This window comes from Mariniflexile soesokkakense (assembly GCF_039650365.1).
GTDB lineage: Bacteria > Bacteroidota > Bacteroidia > Flavobacteriales > Flavobacteriaceae > Mariniflexile > Mariniflexile soesokkakense.
Genome location: NZ_JAZHYP010000010.1, coordinates 86405 through 101598 on the forward strand (window position 1 = coordinate 86405; position 15194 = coordinate 101598).

Here is a 15194-nt window from a genome sequence, read left to right on the forward strand (position 1 = left end):
TTTTTTTTTTCATTTAATTCTTCTTTATAGTGATGCTGTTAAGCAAACCATTAATTGCTTCATTATTAAAACCTCTATTCTTTGCGTCTAAAAGTGTTTTAAGAGCCAAATCAATCTTGTTTAATTCAATGTAAGTTGATGCAAGATTTTGAGCTGACAAACTACTTTTATCAAGTTCATTATATTTAAAATAGTAATAGGCTGCTTTGTCTAATTTAGCTAGTTTCAAGCACATATTTGCAGCTAGCCTATAAACATCTGCCTCTTCTGGAAATTCAAAAATTAAAGATTGTGCTACTTGAAGGCCTTTTTTATATGCTTTTTCACGATTGTATCTGTTATAAGATTCATACATAATATCTCTCCAGTCTATTACTTGATTTGTATGAATTTCTATGGCTCTTCTTTCTTCATACGAAGGGTTTTGTATATAATGATAAGAAGATAATGGTCGATTTTTAGACATACTTAAATCATATGGCCATGATTTTTTTAAATCATCGATAAGAAATTTACCCCTAAGAGAATCAATTTGTGTTATTGGAATATATTCAAAAGCCTCATCATATGATATGTAATTATCCCAATTGCCTATATATTTTAATTCTTTCATTTTGTTATAAAAAGCATCTGCCATTATAAAATACCCTTTGATATTAGGGTGTAAATGTTCTGTAAGTAGTTCACTTCCAATTATACCTTCTGAAGAATGAGATGAAAAAATAGCTTTCATATCTACTAAAGAACAATTGTATTTTTTTGATAAATTCTTAATGACCTCATTCATTTTTTCTGGTGCCCGAAATCTTAAAAAATCTAATTCTTTAGCTAGATGCAAGTATTTTTTTGCAGTATCTTGGTTTTTGTAAAGATAATAACGACCAAGTGTATATGCAGCCATGGCATTATTCTTTGCCATTTTGTTAGCTTCAAAATTACCATCTTGTAAAGTTTTATTAAATTTAGTTTCATCTTCAATGGCATCGCTAATAAAAGGCTTTATATCTTTCTCATTAGATACAATTGTAGAAATAATAACAGGGATATCATTTTTTTTGTAGGTCTTTAAAATTTTTTCCAAATTACCCTCAAATTGGTTTGTTCCTGCATGGTAAACCTCCGAATTTAAAGGGATACGCTGCTCCTTTGCCATAACTTCCATTAAGGTTGTTTCAGTAACTTTAGGGGTGTCTTTTTTTTGGCTAAAAAGCTTAGTATAAGTGTTGTCTAATAATTGAAAGAAACGGAAATTTTTAAGAAAAAGAAAGGATCTTACCACCACAGGATGACTTCCAAAAGAGCTAGCCGAACCAACTCCCAATGCACCATAATACTCGTTGTGGCCGGCATATATGATAACAAGATCTGGTTTTTGGTCTATTATTTTATCTGTCAAATCCAATAAAGTATAAGAGTTTACTGCTGTAATTCCTGTGTTTACAACTTCTATGTTTTTCTCTGGAAATGTTTCAGATAACCTCTGTTTTAACAAACGAGGAAAAGAGCCACCGTGATAAAAAGGAAAGCCAACAACTGTTGAAGCTCCTTGTACAAAAATTCTAAATGTACTGTCTGTTTTTGTTCTAAGAAATAAGTCGGATTGATTATCTGAATGAAATCTGGTGTTTTTAAAATATTTCTTAGAAACACCAGAATTCATAATAAGATATTCTGGTCTGTTCTCAACTTTTACCTTATTGAATAGTTGATAATTATCTCCATAGCCCGTTATCCTTAGGATGAGCTCCATAAGTAAAACGAATATGAAAGGCAGTGAAATGCTAATAATTTTAAATAGGGTTTTCTTTTTCAAAATAATATAATTTAGCAAGTTGTTAGTTTTGTATAAACATTTTTGTGTTAATATATAAAAGATTAATTATTTAAATGCACTTCTAAAACATTCTCAAAGCATAAATCATTTTTTTTTTTTTTTTTTACTTTTCATTTCCTTTTACGTTTGTTTTTAGTGAAACAGGCTTGTCTGGTTTAGTTGTAAGCAATGTTTTTTTATTATAACCAGTAAATATATTATTAGTTGTTTTGCTTCCAGAATTAATATTGATATTTTTTTCCTTTTGCAATAGGGGCAGTTGTCTCCAACCAATAACTTATATAAATATTCAAAAGTACATCTATAGACACACTGCCATAAGTAACTAGATAGTCCTCCTTATAAAAAGTCATTTTTTTTTTTTAAAACGATGCATTTAAGAAACCATAAATCAACCTCGCTGCAATTTGTAATAACTTAAACCTTAAAATAAAATCTAATATTTTAAGCTCAGGTTTTGTACTTTTAAGTTTTAATGTGTAATTATTTTTGAAATAGGCGATTTTACTTCATGTTAAACCTACTGGTTACTAAAGACTTCACTTTGGGCAACAAAATCATTATTGGAATTTTGGTTGCCGTATTGTTCTATATTATTTTGAACTATGTCTTTAAAATGATAGAAATGGGTTATGTGTTAAAGCAAAAAAAGCCTTTATACAACCATTTCTATTTCCGATTAAGACGTTTAAAACAAAACGAAAAGGATATTTTACAACAACAATTTTCCTTTTATAAAAAACTTAATAATACAGAAAAAAGATACTTTGAACATCGTGTAGCATCCTTCATTAAAGATAAAGATTTTATTGGTAGAGATGGTATAGTAATTAATGACGAGATAAGGGTTTTAATTTCTGCAACAGCTGTTATGCTTACGTTTGGGTTTCGTGATTTTTATATTGGTTTAATTTCTAAAATCGTTGTATATCCAAGCGCATTTTATTCTAATACTAACAAAGCGTATCATAAAGGAGAGTTTAACCCAAGACTAGCCGCTTTGGTGCTCTCATGGGAAGATTTTAAAAATGGGTTTAGCAATCATAGAGATAATATTAATTTAGGAATACATGAGTTTACCCATGCCATACATATTAATAGTATGAAAGAGCGCGATGTAAGTTCAACTATTTTTAGTGATTCGTTTAAAGAATTGTCATCTATGTTGGCCTCAAATGAAACACTTAGAAATAAGTTAATGGAATCGGATTACTTTAGAAAATATGCCTTTACCAATCAGTTTGAGTTTTTAGCAGTTATTATTGAAAGTTTTATAGAAACCCCTCAAACTTTTAAGGCACAATTTCCTTATGTGTACAGTAAAGTAAAACAGATGCTGAATTTTACTATGGCTGGTTATTAAATGCGTTACATGATTTTTGTCATACTTTTTTAGGGCTCCATTTTATACTTTTAGTAAAAGTAAAAACGAAATTAAAAAACATGATACGTAAAGCACCAATTTCAATGATAATGACCGCTCCTGTTATTACATTAAAAAAGAAGGATAGTTTAGAAACAGCAGAACGACTTTTTAAAAAACACCATATAAGGCATATACCCGTTGTTAATGATAATGTTGTGGTGGGTATGTTAAGTTATACAGATTTACTTCGACTTAGTTTCGCAGATGTTACAGATAACCCAGATTCTGATGCTAATGCCGATGCCATGGTCTATAATATGTTTACAATAAAACAGGTAATGAAGCAGCAAATAATTACAGTTTCAACTTCAAATTCAATAAAAGACGTAGCAGAAATATTAGCAAGCAAAGAGTTTCATGCTTTACCTGTTGTAGATAATAATAAACTGGTTGGTATTGTAACCACTACGGACCTTATAAAGTATTTGCTAAAACAGTTTTAAGAGTTTGCAACAGCTCTTAATTGCTTAATAGTTTCAATTTGATTGTCACTTTTAAAAACAAAACTTCCGGCAACCAAAACGTCAGCACCAGCATCGGTTAGTGCTTTGGCGTTAGCGGTTGTTACACCGCCATCAATTTCTATAATGGTTGAAGCACCTTTACGTATAATTAATTCTTTTAATTGCCTTACTTTATCATACGTGTTTTCAATAAAGCTTTGGCCGCCAAAACCAGGGTTTACACTCATAATAAGCACTAAATCTATGTCGCAAATGGTGTCTTCCAATAAGCTCACATTTGTGTGCGGATTTAATGAAACACCTGCTTTCATGCCTTCGGCTTTAATGGCTTGTAAAGTTCTGTGTAAATGTGGACAAGCTTCATAATGAACCGTTAAAATATTACTTCCTAAATCTGCAAATGTTTTTATGTACCTGTCTGGATCAACAATCATTAAATGCACATCAACCGTCTTTTTTGTGTATTTCGTTATAGCTTGTAAAACAGGCATGCCAAAAGAAATATTTGGCACAAAAACACCATCCATAATATCAATATGAAACCAATCGGCATCACTTTGGTTTACCATTTCAATGTCACGCTGCAAGTTTGCAAAATCCGCAGCCAGTAAAGAAGGAGCAATTAGTTTAGAACCCATTAGATTATGAAGTTTTGTTAAGTTTTTGCAAATATAGAAAAACTCTTTTCAAAGTCCCTTTCCTTTGGAGGGGGATTTAGGGTGATGATAAAAAAAAATGAACCCCCGGTAATCAGCCGGGGGTTCTTTCATCAATCAAAAAACGAACAGTTATGTGTAACTGTTTGTTACTGTAATTTAGTTGTAAAAAGCTTACTAACCTAAATATGTTTTTAATATTTTGCTTCTAGAAGTATGTTTCAATCTTCTAATAGCTTTTTCTTTAATTTGGCGTACACGCTCACGGGTTAAATCGAACGTTTCTCCAATTTCTTCTAAAGTCATTGGGTGTTGGTTTCCTAAACCAAAGTATAGACGAATAACGTCTGCTTCACGGGGTGTTAATGTTTCTAAAGCACGCTCAATTTCTGTACGTAACGATTCGTGTAATAACTCTCTATCTGGGTTAGGCGATTCGCCACTATTTAATACGTCGTATAAGTTAGAATCTTCACCTTCAACTAAAGGGGCATCCATACTTACGTGACGTCCAGAATTTTTCATAGACTCTTTAACATCGTTAATAGTCATGTCCAATTCTTTTGCAATCTCTTCAGCACTTGGCGGGCGCTCATGGCTTTGCTCTAAAAACGCAAATGTTTTATTGATTTTATTAATAGAGCCAATTTTGTTTAAAGGCAAACGTACAATACGCGATTGTTCAGCCAAAGCTTGAAGAATCGATTGACGAATCCACCAAACGGCGTACGATATAAATTTAAAACCACGGGTTTCATCAAAACGTTGTGCCGCTTTAATTAAACCTAAATTACCTTCATTAATTAAATCGGGCAATGTTAAACCTTGGTTTTGATATTGCTTAGCTACCGATACAACGAAACGTAAATTAGCCTTGGTCAACTTCTCTAAAGCAGCTTGGTCGCCAGCTTTAATACGTTGTGCTAATTCTACTTCTTCGTCTGCGGTAATTAAGTCAACTTTTCCAATTTCTTGTAGATATTTGTCTAACGATGCGGTTTCTCTATTGGTAACCTGCTTCGTAATTTTAAGTTGTCTCATCTAAAGTTCCTCTAAGTTTTGAATTGAATATTGTTATTCAGTAGTTATACGTAACTACATTAAAAAATGTTACAAAAAGTTTTATATTATTTTTTTTATCATGCTTTATAGGACTCCATGATTTTTAAAAAGTCACTATAAATTAGTGTTTTATGCATAGATATATTAACGGCATTCCTTTTTGTAAATGTAATTAGAGCAGTTCAATAAATTTGTAGATATACAAAAAGGCGGGCTATCCTTTACAAGTTTTGGCTCGAAGCGTCCGCTCGCCAAAAGCTTTTCAATACTATCCCTAATGCGGTGTGTGGTAAAAAAATAGTCTTAAATCTTAATTAATGTTTTGTTATTTAGATTGATGGCCTCTAACATTTCTTTAGTGAAAGCATAATGTCCACGAGCTGTGATAAGTCTAAATCTAGACGATTTTAAAGTGCTCAATGTATTAAGAAATAGCCATTTAGATTTTAATAGTTTGGGCTTTTCAGATTTCAAGCTCAAATCAAAATAATGTTTTCTACCCTCCTTTTCTGCAACAATGTCTGGTGTGATAGTAATATCGCTTCCCGATTTTGAATAAGATTTTGGGGTTTCGTAACCCTTAAGATCTGCTTTAATATTTTCAAAACCTCTATTTTGTAAATAGGAGATGGAGTTTTCTAAAATGGCTGAGTATTTTGCTTTGTCTTCATATATCATAGCTTATAATATAATGAAAATGAGTAGAAAAACAAATTTTTAACAGCATTTAACGTTTGATTGACTTTTTATTAAAAATCAAAAGTTTCATTGTTTAAGTTAATGCGATTTCTTAATCTATTGATTTTTTGATGCATTCTATTAAAAAATAACGATCGGTCCTTTTCTCCGGCATTTACTAACAGCTTCGAAATGCTCATTTGTTTTTCAAAAAACTCGTGCATAAGTTCGCAGGTTGGTTGATGCTCTATTTTAAAATAACTTATTACTGTAAAAGGTGTAAAGAATACTTTTTTATAAGGTGTTTTTACCATAATAGTATTGCTCATGGTATGAATGTCATTAATATATAAGTTATAAATGGCTTTGTTTTTTGAACCAATTATAGACTGTTGGATGGCTTGTTTTTCTACGTGCCGAATAACATCTTCGATGTCCGTGCAAATAAGTAAGGCTAATTCTTTTGATAGTGTTCCAGATTCAAAATAATATAATACTTGTTGTATTGTACCATTAATTGTAGTGTTGTTCCATATTTCGGTAATATTTATGTCTTTATAAACTTCGCCTAATTTATAGGCACTTTCTAGCAAAGAATCGGGAATGGTTTTTATAAAATCTTCAAAAGTAACTTTGCTTTTAGTCATATTAGTATCAACATCTTTTAACCAAACGTAAATTTTATAACGCGATAAAAAGGAATCTTTTAACGTGTGAAAAAGCGGAATATCCTTGGCTGAATAAATTATGGAGGCACTTTTCAATTGTGTTAAAGGTAAAACGTTACTAAGGGATTGCTTAAAGTAGAGTTCAAGACCTTCTTTGTTATGTATTGGTGGTGAAAGTTCTGTAAGAATGGAGTTTTGGCTACCTACCTCAAATAAATTATTTAATGATATTTTGTAATGTTTTGCAAGTTTAACGCCCTCTTCAAGTGTTAAGCTAGTTTTCGAATTTATGCGTCTGTAAGCAGCGTCGTACCCGATGTCTAAAACACTAGCAATTTCGTCAACAAATGAGGTGTTGTTTTGTGTTTTCTCCTTTAGATACTTAATAAATTGCTCTTGCATTTTTCGAGAAATTACAAGTAGGTTTTTGGAAGACTTTGTGAAATTTAAGAATTTTTTTTCTAATTATCTGTGTTTTAGTCAAATGGTTTTGGAATTTCAGAAAGTACATTTATATCACTAACCAATTGCGAATTTTTAACTATAGTTCGTGATTTTAAACACTATCAGTTATGAAAACAATTTTAAAACTTATTTTAAGCTGTTTATTTATTTTTTGGCTAACAAGCTCGTGCTCGCCTGATGATTCTTCAGACTTATTTATTGTAAATGATTTTACTATTACTATTGATGAAAATCCAATAGCGAATTCATTAATAGGTAAGATTTCAAGTAAAGTAGACCCGAGTAAATTTTTGATTTATTCAATAATGTCTCCCGCAACAGATAAAGCCATTAGTATTCTTAACTACCCAGAAACAGGTTTAATATATGTTAACGATGCAGCCCTTTTTGATTTTGAAACAAACCCTGTAATAAAATCTGCTGTCACTGTTTATTTAGTTAGATATAAATTAGATTTTAGTACAGAAACACTCGATTCAAAAACAATCACAGTAACCATTAATTTAAAAGATTTGCCAGAATAAAATCAAATTTAAAAACTGTAGTATCATGAAAACACTAATAAAACAAATTAAAATATTGGTATTTACCATTGTTTTAATGTTTAACATGGGGATATATGCTCAAAATGAATTAAAAACACATAGCATTTTTGTTAGAGTGTATAATTTGGAAGGTAAAAAAATAAGTAAAGGCTCTATTGTTTTTATTAACGACTCTATTCTAGGATTGAAAAACAGCATTGAAAAGAAAAAAATAAGTTTAAAAGAAATTGGATTTATAAAAACGAAAAGGTCCGCTGGGAGTAATGTGCTTATTGGTGTATTAGCTGGAACTACTATTGGTGCTATCGCAGGAGCATCATCAGCAGACCCTGATGATTGGTTTCTGCCATATACAGCGGGTGAAGGAGCTGTCATATTTGGTGGGATTGGAGCTCTTGGGGGAGGCATAATTGGAGGATTTACTGCATTGCCAAAAAAAGTAGAGACCTATATTATAAATGGTGATAAGGATAAGTGGCTCTTGTTTAGAGGGGAATTAAAGATTAAATAACTAAAAACCCTCACAAGTTTTAAACAGTTCGGTTTTTGGGTTAGCTTAGTGGTATAGTATGCCCGTTTTTTGTACATGTAAGAACAGGATAGTTATAATAGATATTAAAAATATATTTGTTTACATTCTAATAAGTGTGTTGTTTAAATTTATGAAAAACCAAACTTCAGCTTAAAAAATAACCAATTAAACTAATTATGAAAACAAAGCTTTCCGTTAAAAATATCTTGTTAGTCCATCAATTCACGGTTAAAAAAATATTTGAGAACAAGTTGTTTGTGAGCCTATCTTTAATTAGTATCATGACTCTTTGGAGTTGCTCACTTTTCGGACAACGTTACATGGAAAACCTTGATCGAGGATTAATTGCCATGCGAACCAATACTAATTCAGTGCTAATAAGTTGGCGAATTCCCGGTGACGAATACACCCAGAATGCTACTTACAACCTATATCGTGGGTCAACGCTAATTGCTTCCAATCTTAGTGTTTCAAATTATGTTGATGCAACCAGTATTGATTATTCATATAGTGTAGCTGCTGTTATTGGTGGAACAGAGCAAGCACTTTCTGCTGCAACAGGCATTAGAGGACGTGAGTATTTCACTATTCCGGTCAGATCGATTAACGGTGGTTACACTACCCATAATCTGAATGATGCCTCTGTTGGCGACCTGGATGGAGACGGGGAATACGAAATTGTTATAAAAAGACTCTCAAATGATGAATCTCCTACCTCACCCCATAATCACTATCTTGAAGCTTATGAACTTGATGGCACCTTTATTTGGGCCATTGATTTGGGACCTAATTTGTTACACGCGGTAGAGGTGAACTTTTTGGTATACGATTTTGATAACGATGGAAAGGCAGAAGTTGTTACCAGAACTTCAGATGGTATGATTGACGGCTTAGGTAATAATATTGGCGACAGAAATGGCGACGGAAAAATCAATTATCGTTCTTCAGCGGCACAAAATGGTCCTTTTTGGTTCAGAACCGAAGGGCCCGATTACATATCAATATTTGATGGAGAAACAGGTGGAGAAATTGCCTGGGATTATTACATCAGTCTTGAACCAATAGCACAATGGGGGCGTCCGGGTCAAAACGCTTCTCAACTGGGCCACAGGGCTACCAAATGCATGTGGGCAGTGGCCTATCTTGATGGTGTAAATCCTAGCTTTGTAATCGGCAGAGGAATTTATGAACGCATAAAACTTGAAGCATGGCACTTTAGAAACGGAACTTTAACACAGGAGTGGGCCTGGGATAGCAGTCCTAATGGTGTAGCCACTGCTTATCACGGACAAGGGAACCATAATCTTGCTGCCGGTGATGTTGATGGTGATGGGAGAGACGAGATAACTTATGGAGGTATGGCGGTTGATGAATATGGTAATGGGCTTTACTCTACCGGTTTTGGTCACGGCGATGCTGCTCATTTAGCAGATATTAATCCTGATACTCCTGGTTTGGAGTATTTTAGCTGTCAAGAGTATGCTAACGGTACAACAATCCCGGGTTTATCATTAAGAAATGCTGAGAACGGTACCATACAATGGGCCAATTGGTCAAGTGGCGATATTGGAAGAAGTATGGCTGCCGATGTAGACCCAAACTATCCTGGTATGGAGATATGGGGGTCTGATGGTTCTGGCCTTCGCAGCTGTACAGGTCAACTTATATCAAATGCCATACCAACTACTGCGGGTAATGGGGCTTCTTATAATTTTGGTGTTTGGTGGGATGGTGATGTTCAACGTGAAATACTCGACAGAACGGTAATAACTAAATGGAATGGAAGCGGCACCGACAGGGTAGCCACATTGTATAATGTAGCACCTATTTCCGATAATAATTCAACTAAATCGAATCCTTGCCTTATGGCCGATATTTTGGGTGACTGGCGGGAAGAAGTTATATACAGACGTACTGACAACACAGGTTTAATTGTTTTTGTTAGTCCTTTCGCTACTAACCAAAGAATGTACACTTTAATGCATGATCCTAACTATAGGTTAGCTATTGCATGGCAGAACAATTCGTATAACCAGCCTCCAAATCTTGGGTTTTATTTTGGTGGCGGAATGGATACACCACCATCTCCTAATATTCAATTGGTAAATGCAGGTGGGCCGTTAAACGTTGTTCAAAGGGAAATATCAGAAGGCATAAATATTTATCCAAACCCTTCCAATGGTATTTTCAATATAAATTTACCTGTTTCTATTAATGATATCAATAGCGAATTATATAACATTAATGGGGCATTGATTTCAAGTCAAAAACATGAGTTTAATGGAAAGAACTTTGGACTAGATATAACAGATAAACCTGCTGGGATGTATTTCTTAAAAATTAATTTAACAGAACCAGTAACCCTAAAGATTATAAAAACGGATTGATAAGCTCAAAAATTAGTGAATTAAAATTTTAAAACATTTTTTTTTCTTTTAGGAACAGGAGATAAGTTTATTTATGATTACGATTTAAAAGAAGCGGAAAAAAGATAGTTAATAGGATAATTGAAATTATGTAGCCTTATTTCAGGACGGGTCAGTGGTAGGAGCGATGCCGTAAAGTTTACCCAGTTGATTTTTGTTTAGTTTGCCCGTTGTGATTTCGTCTAAAATTTTCAGTTTAAAAGGTTCTGAATACCGTCTGATTACTTTGTCATTTCTATACATAATGTTTAAAATTATGTAGCCTTATTTCAGGACGGGTCAATCCGTTGTTCTTGTTTTAAACGCTTATCAGCTCTACGTTTATACTTGTACAGTGCATCACGTTTAAGTCCGAAACAATTGGTTATGGTCGTTAAAGAAGCAAATCCCTTAGACTTTTCTTTGGCTTTGATTAAGGCTTTATACTTAGCTTTTTTTTTAGTTCAGCCACAGATTTGTACCCTAGATCTTCGGCAGCTACTTCCAGGTACGAATCCAATACCATGGCATCCAGATCCTTTTTTAAGAGAAGCTTTTTAAGCTGTTCAATCTCTTTTTGAAGCTCTTTGATTCGTGTTATCTCGTCTTTTGTTTCCACTTTTACTCTGGTGTTCATGAGGTCTTTACGGTTGTACTTCCTGATCCATTCATTAATGGTGGTAGGAGCGATGCCGTAAAGTTTACCCAGTTGGTTTTTGTTTAGTTTACCCGTTGTGATTTCGTCCAGAATTTTCAGTTTAAAAGGTTCTGAATACCGTCTGATTATTTTGTCATTTTTGTACATAATGTTTAAAATTATGTAGCCTTATTTCAGGACGGGTCAAAATGTTTTACAACGTTTATGTATATGAAATGTTGCGTGTTTGTGTGCGAGGATTTTCCGAAGGAAAATCAGAAGCTAGCAAACGAGCAACTTACATTGGTTAAGCACAAAACAGCAATTTTTTATATACTGTGTTGGCAACTGGCTTTTTATTTTATGCTTTCTTTTTTATCAAAATTAAAATACTTTTCTTTTAAATATTCTGTTTCTTTAATTGTTGCTTTATAATAATCATCGTCACCTACTTTTATGTAGTCAATAACGTAAATCCAATCATTGTTTATTTTTTTAGTATAGAGTAAATTATTTCTTTCTTTTTGAATTGTATCACAATTATAATTAAACAATAGTTTTTGCTCTATGCTGTAGTTAAAATTTTTTTCGGGTTCAGTAGAACTTCTTTCTCCTCTTATTGTTTTTGAATTCCATAAAGTGTATGTTGCTTTATTTGTTTCAAAATTGAAGTGTAAATAAAATAGATTTAGGTTTGGTTTGGTTTTGATTGTGTTCTCTGGATTGACAGAAAAATTATGACGTTTTAAAAATCCTTTATTTATAGTACTGTCAGGAAGGTATTTGTTTAAAAGAACTTTAGTGAAATAATGATTAGTAACTTTTCCAAATGGAACTGGATTATCTTTTTCTAATCGAGGAACTAAATCTGTTTTGTTGTATATTAAAAGTCTGTTTATACTATCAAAATCTTTTAATTCGGATTCGTTTATTTTGAGGATAAAATCAGCGTTAATTTTGTCACTTTTTCGAGGATGGTCAAAATTGCAGGAAACTAAACTCAAAATAATAATTAACCAAATGTATTTTCTTGTGTTCATCTGTTTTTTCAGCTTGTTGCCAACGTGTTTGTGTAAGGAACGTTGCGTGTTTGTGTGCGAGGATTTTCCGAAGGAAAATCAGAAGCTAGCAAACGAGCAACTAACATTGGTTTAGCTAAAACTAGCAATTTTTTATATACTGTGTTGTGCACTGGCTTTTTTTATTTTTAATTGATATTTGATTCCGAATATTATTCCAATAACTCCACCAATATAACTAAATGTATGCATTGTTCCAGCGGTCAAAAAACTTTGTCGGTCAAATAGGTCGGTTGGGATATTCCAGTCAAAACCAAATTTTGGAATTATAAAAAAACCAATTAAAACTCCAATTAAACCAAATAAAGTGGCGAAAATAAAAATCCGAAGCGTAGCTCCAAAAATGCTTTCACGCATTGTTTTTAAGGTGCTTTGTGTAAGTCCGATTAATCCATTTATAATTCCGAAAATCAGACCGAACCACCAAGTTGATAAAGTACCAACAAAAGAGACTTTTAATCTCTCATCTCCATAACCATTTTCCCATAATCCAAATTGTTCAAATTTAAAATTTATAAAATATTCTTCAGATATTAAATAAGAAATCTGGTTATGAATTACTCCATAAATAGAAGCTAAAATTATAGAGAGAAATATGGTTAATATTAGTAGGCCTATTTTATTATTCATTCAGTTTTTTAGCTTGTGCACAACGGCTCGTATAACCGCAGTTACGGGTTAATATGCGTTAATTTTCGGTTTAGCACTGACCTTAGCAATTTCGAGTGGATTCGGACGTAGTCGAATCCGCCGTAATTGCGGTTATATATTGTTGTGAGCAGTATTTTATTCACAGTATTTTTTGAATTTTAGTGTTTTCAGAGCTTTTATAAATTCCGATTGAACCGCATCGTTCAGATACCAGCCATAAAACCCTATGCTTAAATCTTTTCCATTCAGACTGTCAATATAAATTCCAGTTCCTCCATAACCTTTGTTAGTTGGCGTTATAATTTTTGCTTTAAAACAGTCAATTGATTCAAATTCAAATTGATATTTCAAATATTCTTTGTATTCAACGTTTGTTTTGAATAAATCGTCTACAATTAAATGTTTGGTTTTTGGTAATAATTCAAGCTCTTTTTTGGTCAATTCGGCTAATCCGATTGAGTCATAAACCATAGGTAAATCTTGTGTACTTAAATCAGCCGAATATCTACCAAAATCAAATTTCAGACTGTCATTTGTATCCGTTATTATTCCCCCAACATAACTATCAATTCCTTTTCGCTCATATTCGTTCCAATTTTCGGGAACATTTATTTCAAATTGTCCGAAGTCAATTGTTTTATATTTCCTTTGCGTACAAGAGAAAGTCAGAAGTAAAATTAATATCGATAGCGTTTTTTTCATATTGCTCACAACGTTTACGTATAAGAATAGTGCGTAGTTTGAGTGCGAGGATTTTCCGAAGGAAAATCAGATGCAAGCAAACAAGCACTAACTTTTGGTTTAGAAATAAACTTACGCATTATTTTTATACAATGTTAGCATTAGTTTTTTCTATTTTATTGATATAATCTTTGATTTCAGTTTCCCATTCCGAATATTCTATTTTTTGTAAACCTTTACTTGAAATCAATTTAGTGTTTTTATCTAGTTTTTTTAGAACTGATTTGAGATTAGGATTTCCATTTAAATATGGCCAATCTGTAAAAAGCCTTCCATATTCCCAATAATTATAATCGTCTTTGATTGATTCTTGCCATTTGTTGAGGAAGTAACTGTTCAAATGTTTGCCATTTATCCTGGGGTCAAAAAGAATTATTGTAATCAAACTTTCTGTTCCGTTTTTGTTTCTCCAATTGTAGCTAATAATCACAGTATAACCATTAATTTTTCCAATCAAATAATCCTTTTCTGTTTTGAATCCAACTTTGAGGAAATCAGTAAACTTTGCAGTTTTTAATTTTTTAGTCCGTTGTTTTGGTCCAAAGTATTTATCATAAATAAAGAGTAAAGTTCCAAGAAAAATGGATAAGCCTATAATTAACATTAGTAGATTAGTAAATCCGTCAATTCCCATATTAAATTTCCCAGTAATTATAGTCGATAATAAAATTGAGAAAACTATAATTGAAAAATAACTTAGAGCTTTTCTGTAGTAGTTGAGGATTTTCATCAAATTAATGCTAACGGTTACGTATAAGAATAGTGCGTAGTTTGAGTGCGAGGATTTTCCGAAGGAAAATCAGATGCAAGCAAACAAGCACTAACTTTAGATTTAGGAATAAACTTACGCATTATTTTTATACAATGTTACCCAACGTTTTTTTTGTCCGCTATTTGGTCAAATAAATTCCAATACTTTTCAAAATCCGTATTATTGATTTCTGAAGTTTTAAAATGTTTTTTGAAATCTTTTAACATTAAGTTGTTGTCAGTCCAATATCCATAATTATTCTTAAATGGCATTTTCAAAATCACTTGTCCATTTTTATTTAATCCGATTTCGCGTTCTGGGATTCCAGTTTCAAAATCCAATTCAATGAGCCAGTTTTCTACTAGGTCAATTTTATTTTCAAAATCAGGATTCGCTTTGGGAATTATAAAGGTCAAAATTCCGACGATTGCACTTTTAAAAGTCCGTTTAACAATTCCGTCTGATTGAGTTTTTTGTTCCGTTTTTGGAACTTTAAATTGTATGTAAGTAGCTTTTTTCAAATGTTGGGTAACGTTTATGTATAACTTAAGTTAGCTTTATTAATAAAGTTTTAAATTTAATTATATAAACAGAAAGAAC

Annotated in this window: 17 protein-coding genes; 5 read left to right on the plus strand and 12 right to left on the minus strand. The window is 32.3% G+C overall.

Going from position 1 to position 15194, the window contains the following annotated elements:
- Positions 1–13: 13 nt before the first annotated feature.
- Positions 14–1750 (minus strand): SGNH/GDSL hydrolase family protein, encoded by a 1737-nt coding sequence (locus tag VP395_RS15140; protein WP_346242867.1) that lies wholly within the window; start codon positions 1748–1750, stop codon positions 14–16.
- 305 nt (positions 1751–2055) lie between these two features.
- The gene (locus tag VP395_RS15145) at positions 2056–2187 is read right to left on the minus strand and encodes a hypothetical protein (protein ID WP_346242868.1); all 132 of its coding nucleotides are present in this window, start codon (positions 2185–2187) and stop codon (positions 2056–2058) included.
- Positions 2188–2345: 158 nt separating this feature from the next.
- Here VP395_RS15145 and VP395_RS15150 point away from each other — a divergent pair, with 158 nt between their 5' ends.
- Both VP395_RS15150 and VP395_RS15155 read left to right on the plus strand, forming a co-directional pair.
- Positions 2346–3197 (plus strand): zinc-dependent peptidase, encoded by an 852-nt coding sequence (locus VP395_RS15150; RefSeq protein WP_346242869.1) that lies wholly within the window; start codon positions 2346–2348, stop codon positions 3195–3197.
- A gap of 80 nt (positions 3198–3277) precedes the next feature.
- Positions 3278–3703 (plus strand): CBS domain-containing protein, encoded by a 426-nt coding sequence (locus VP395_RS15155; RefSeq protein ID WP_346242870.1) that lies wholly within the window; start codon positions 3278–3280, stop codon positions 3701–3703.
- Here the strand turns inward: VP395_RS15155 and rpe are convergent.
- The 4 genes from rpe to VP395_RS15175 all read right to left on the minus strand — a co-directional run bounded on the left by rpe (position 3700) and on the right by VP395_RS15175 (position 7190).
- Positions 3700–4362, minus strand: a complete 663-nt coding sequence (rpe, locus tag VP395_RS15160) for a ribulose-phosphate 3-epimerase (protein ID WP_346242871.1) — start codon at positions 4360–4362, stop codon at positions 3700–3702. The genes VP395_RS15155 and rpe overlap by 4 nt on opposite strands.
- Positions 4363–4557: 195 nt before the next feature.
- The gene (locus tag VP395_RS15165) at positions 4558–5421 is read right to left on the minus strand and encodes a sigma-70 family RNA polymerase sigma factor (RefSeq protein WP_100610046.1); all 864 of its coding nucleotides are present in this window, start codon (positions 5419–5421) and stop codon (positions 4558–4560) included.
- 324 nt (positions 5422–5745) lie between these two features.
- Positions 5746–6120, minus strand: coding sequence for a hypothetical protein (locus tag VP395_RS15170; RefSeq protein WP_346242872.1), 375 nt, complete (start codon positions 6118–6120; stop codon positions 5746–5748).
- Positions 6121–6191: 71 nt separating this feature from the next.
- Entirely contained in the window at positions 6192–7190 is a 999-nt protein-coding gene (locus VP395_RS15175) for a hypothetical protein (protein ID WP_346242873.1), read from the minus strand.
- A 170-nt stretch (positions 7191–7360) separates the two neighbouring features.
- On the opposite strand from VP395_RS15175, the gene VP395_RS15180 reads away from it, so the two are divergent.
- The 3 genes from VP395_RS15180 (at position 7361) to VP395_RS15190 (ending at position 10717) form a co-directional block, all read left to right on the plus strand.
- Positions 7361–7777, plus strand: coding sequence for a hypothetical protein (locus VP395_RS15180; RefSeq protein ID WP_346242874.1), 417 nt, complete (start codon positions 7361–7363; stop codon positions 7775–7777).
- Between the two features lie 25 nt (positions 7778–7802).
- Positions 7803–8309 carry a hypothetical protein gene (locus tag VP395_RS15185; RefSeq protein WP_346242875.1) on the plus strand — a complete coding sequence of 169 codons (507 nt, stop codon included), beginning with the start codon at positions 7803–7805 and terminating at the stop codon, positions 8307–8309.
- Between the two features lie 197 nt (positions 8310–8506).
- The gene (locus VP395_RS15190; protein ID WP_346242876.1) at positions 8507–10717 is read left to right on the plus strand and encodes a rhamnogalacturonan lyase family protein; all 2211 of its coding nucleotides are present in this window, start codon (positions 8507–8509) and stop codon (positions 10715–10717) included.
- A gap of 451 nt (positions 10718–11168) precedes the next feature.
- On the opposite strand, the gene VP395_RS15195 is transcribed toward VP395_RS15190, so the two are convergent.
- The 6 genes from VP395_RS15195 to VP395_RS15220 all read right to left on the minus strand — a co-directional run bounded on the left by VP395_RS15195 (position 11169) and on the right by VP395_RS15220 (position 15115).
- Positions 11169–11540: a transposase gene (locus tag VP395_RS15195; RefSeq protein ID WP_346242877.1), complete on the minus strand. Its 372-nt coding sequence runs from the start codon at positions 11538–11540 to the stop codon at positions 11169–11171.
- A gap of 188 nt (positions 11541–11728) precedes the next feature.
- A complete protein-coding gene (locus VP395_RS15200; RefSeq protein ID WP_346242878.1) occupies positions 11729–12412 on the minus strand; it encodes a hypothetical protein in 684 nt (227 codons plus the stop codon).
- A gap of 132 nt (positions 12413–12544) precedes the next feature.
- The gene (locus VP395_RS15205; RefSeq protein WP_346242879.1) at positions 12545–13081 is read right to left on the minus strand and encodes a hypothetical protein; all 537 of its coding nucleotides are present in this window, start codon (positions 13079–13081) and stop codon (positions 12545–12547) included.
- Positions 13082–13237: 156 nt separating this feature from the next.
- Complete coding sequence (locus VP395_RS15210; RefSeq protein ID WP_346242880.1) at positions 13238–13804, minus strand: hypothetical protein; 567 nt, start codon at positions 13802–13804, stop codon at positions 13238–13240.
- A 124-nt stretch (positions 13805–13928) separates the two neighbouring features.
- The gene (locus VP395_RS15215) at positions 13929–14573 is read right to left on the minus strand and encodes a hypothetical protein (RefSeq protein WP_346242881.1); all 645 of its coding nucleotides are present in this window, start codon (positions 14571–14573) and stop codon (positions 13929–13931) included.
- Positions 14574–14710: 137 nt separating this feature from the next.
- Positions 14711–15115 (minus strand): hypothetical protein, encoded by a 405-nt coding sequence (locus tag VP395_RS15220; protein WP_346242882.1) that lies wholly within the window; start codon positions 15113–15115, stop codon positions 14711–14713.
- Positions 15116–15194: the final 79 nt, after the last annotated feature.

Excerpts from the sequence above, each read along its gene's own strand:
- VP395_RS15170 (WP_346242872.1), bottom strand. The coding sequence starts at position 6,120 with ATGATATATGAAGACAAAGCAAAATACTCAGCCATTTTAGAAAACTCC.
- VP395_RS15190 (WP_346242876.1), top strand. The coding sequence starts at position 8,507 with ATGAAAACAAAGCTTTCCGTTAAAAATATCTTGTTAGTCCATCAATTC.
- VP395_RS15155 (WP_346242870.1), top strand. The coding sequence starts at position 3,278 with ATGATACGTAAAGCACCAATTTCAATGATAATGACCGCTCCTGTTATT.
- VP395_RS15205 (WP_346242879.1), bottom strand. The coding sequence starts at position 13,081 with ATGAATAATAAAATAGGCCTACTAATATTAACCATATTTCTCTCTATA.
- VP395_RS15210 (WP_346242880.1), bottom strand. The coding sequence starts at position 13,804 with ATGAAAAAAACGCTATCGATATTAATTTTACTTCTGACTTTCTCTTGT.
- rpe (WP_346242871.1), bottom strand. The coding sequence starts at position 4,362 with ATGGGTTCTAAACTAATTGCTCCTTCTTTACTGGCTGCGGATTTTGCA.
- VP395_RS15195 (WP_346242877.1), bottom strand. The coding sequence starts at position 11,540 with ATGTACAAAAATGACAAAATAATCAGACGGTATTCAGAACCTTTTAAA.
- VP395_RS15180 (WP_346242874.1), top strand. The coding sequence starts at position 7,361 with ATGAAAACAATTTTAAAACTTATTTTAAGCTGTTTATTTATTTTTTGG.
- VP395_RS15145 (WP_346242868.1), bottom strand. The coding sequence starts at position 2,187 with ATGACTTTTTATAAGGAGGACTATCTAGTTACTTATGGCAGTGTGTCT.
- VP395_RS15150 (WP_346242869.1), top strand. The coding sequence starts at position 2,346 with ATGTTAAACCTACTGGTTACTAAAGACTTCACTTTGGGCAACAAAATC.
- VP395_RS15185 (WP_346242875.1), top strand. The coding sequence starts at position 7,803 with ATGAAAACACTAATAAAACAAATTAAAATATTGGTATTTACCATTGTT.
- VP395_RS15200 (WP_346242878.1), bottom strand. The coding sequence starts at position 12,412 with ATGAACACAAGAAAATACATTTGGTTAATTATTATTTTGAGTTTAGTT.
- VP395_RS15165 (WP_100610046.1), bottom strand. The coding sequence starts at position 5,421 with ATGAGACAACTTAAAATTACGAAGCAGGTTACCAATAGAGAAACCGCA.
- VP395_RS15215 (WP_346242881.1), bottom strand. The coding sequence starts at position 14,573 with ATGAAAATCCTCAACTACTACAGAAAAGCTCTAAGTTATTTTTCAATT.
- VP395_RS15175 (WP_346242873.1), bottom strand. The coding sequence starts at position 7,190 with ATGCAAGAGCAATTTATTAAGTATCTAAAGGAGAAAACACAAAACAAC.
- VP395_RS15140 (WP_346242867.1), bottom strand. The coding sequence starts at position 1,750 with ATGGAGCTCATCCTAAGGATAACGGGCTATGGAGATAATTATCAACTA.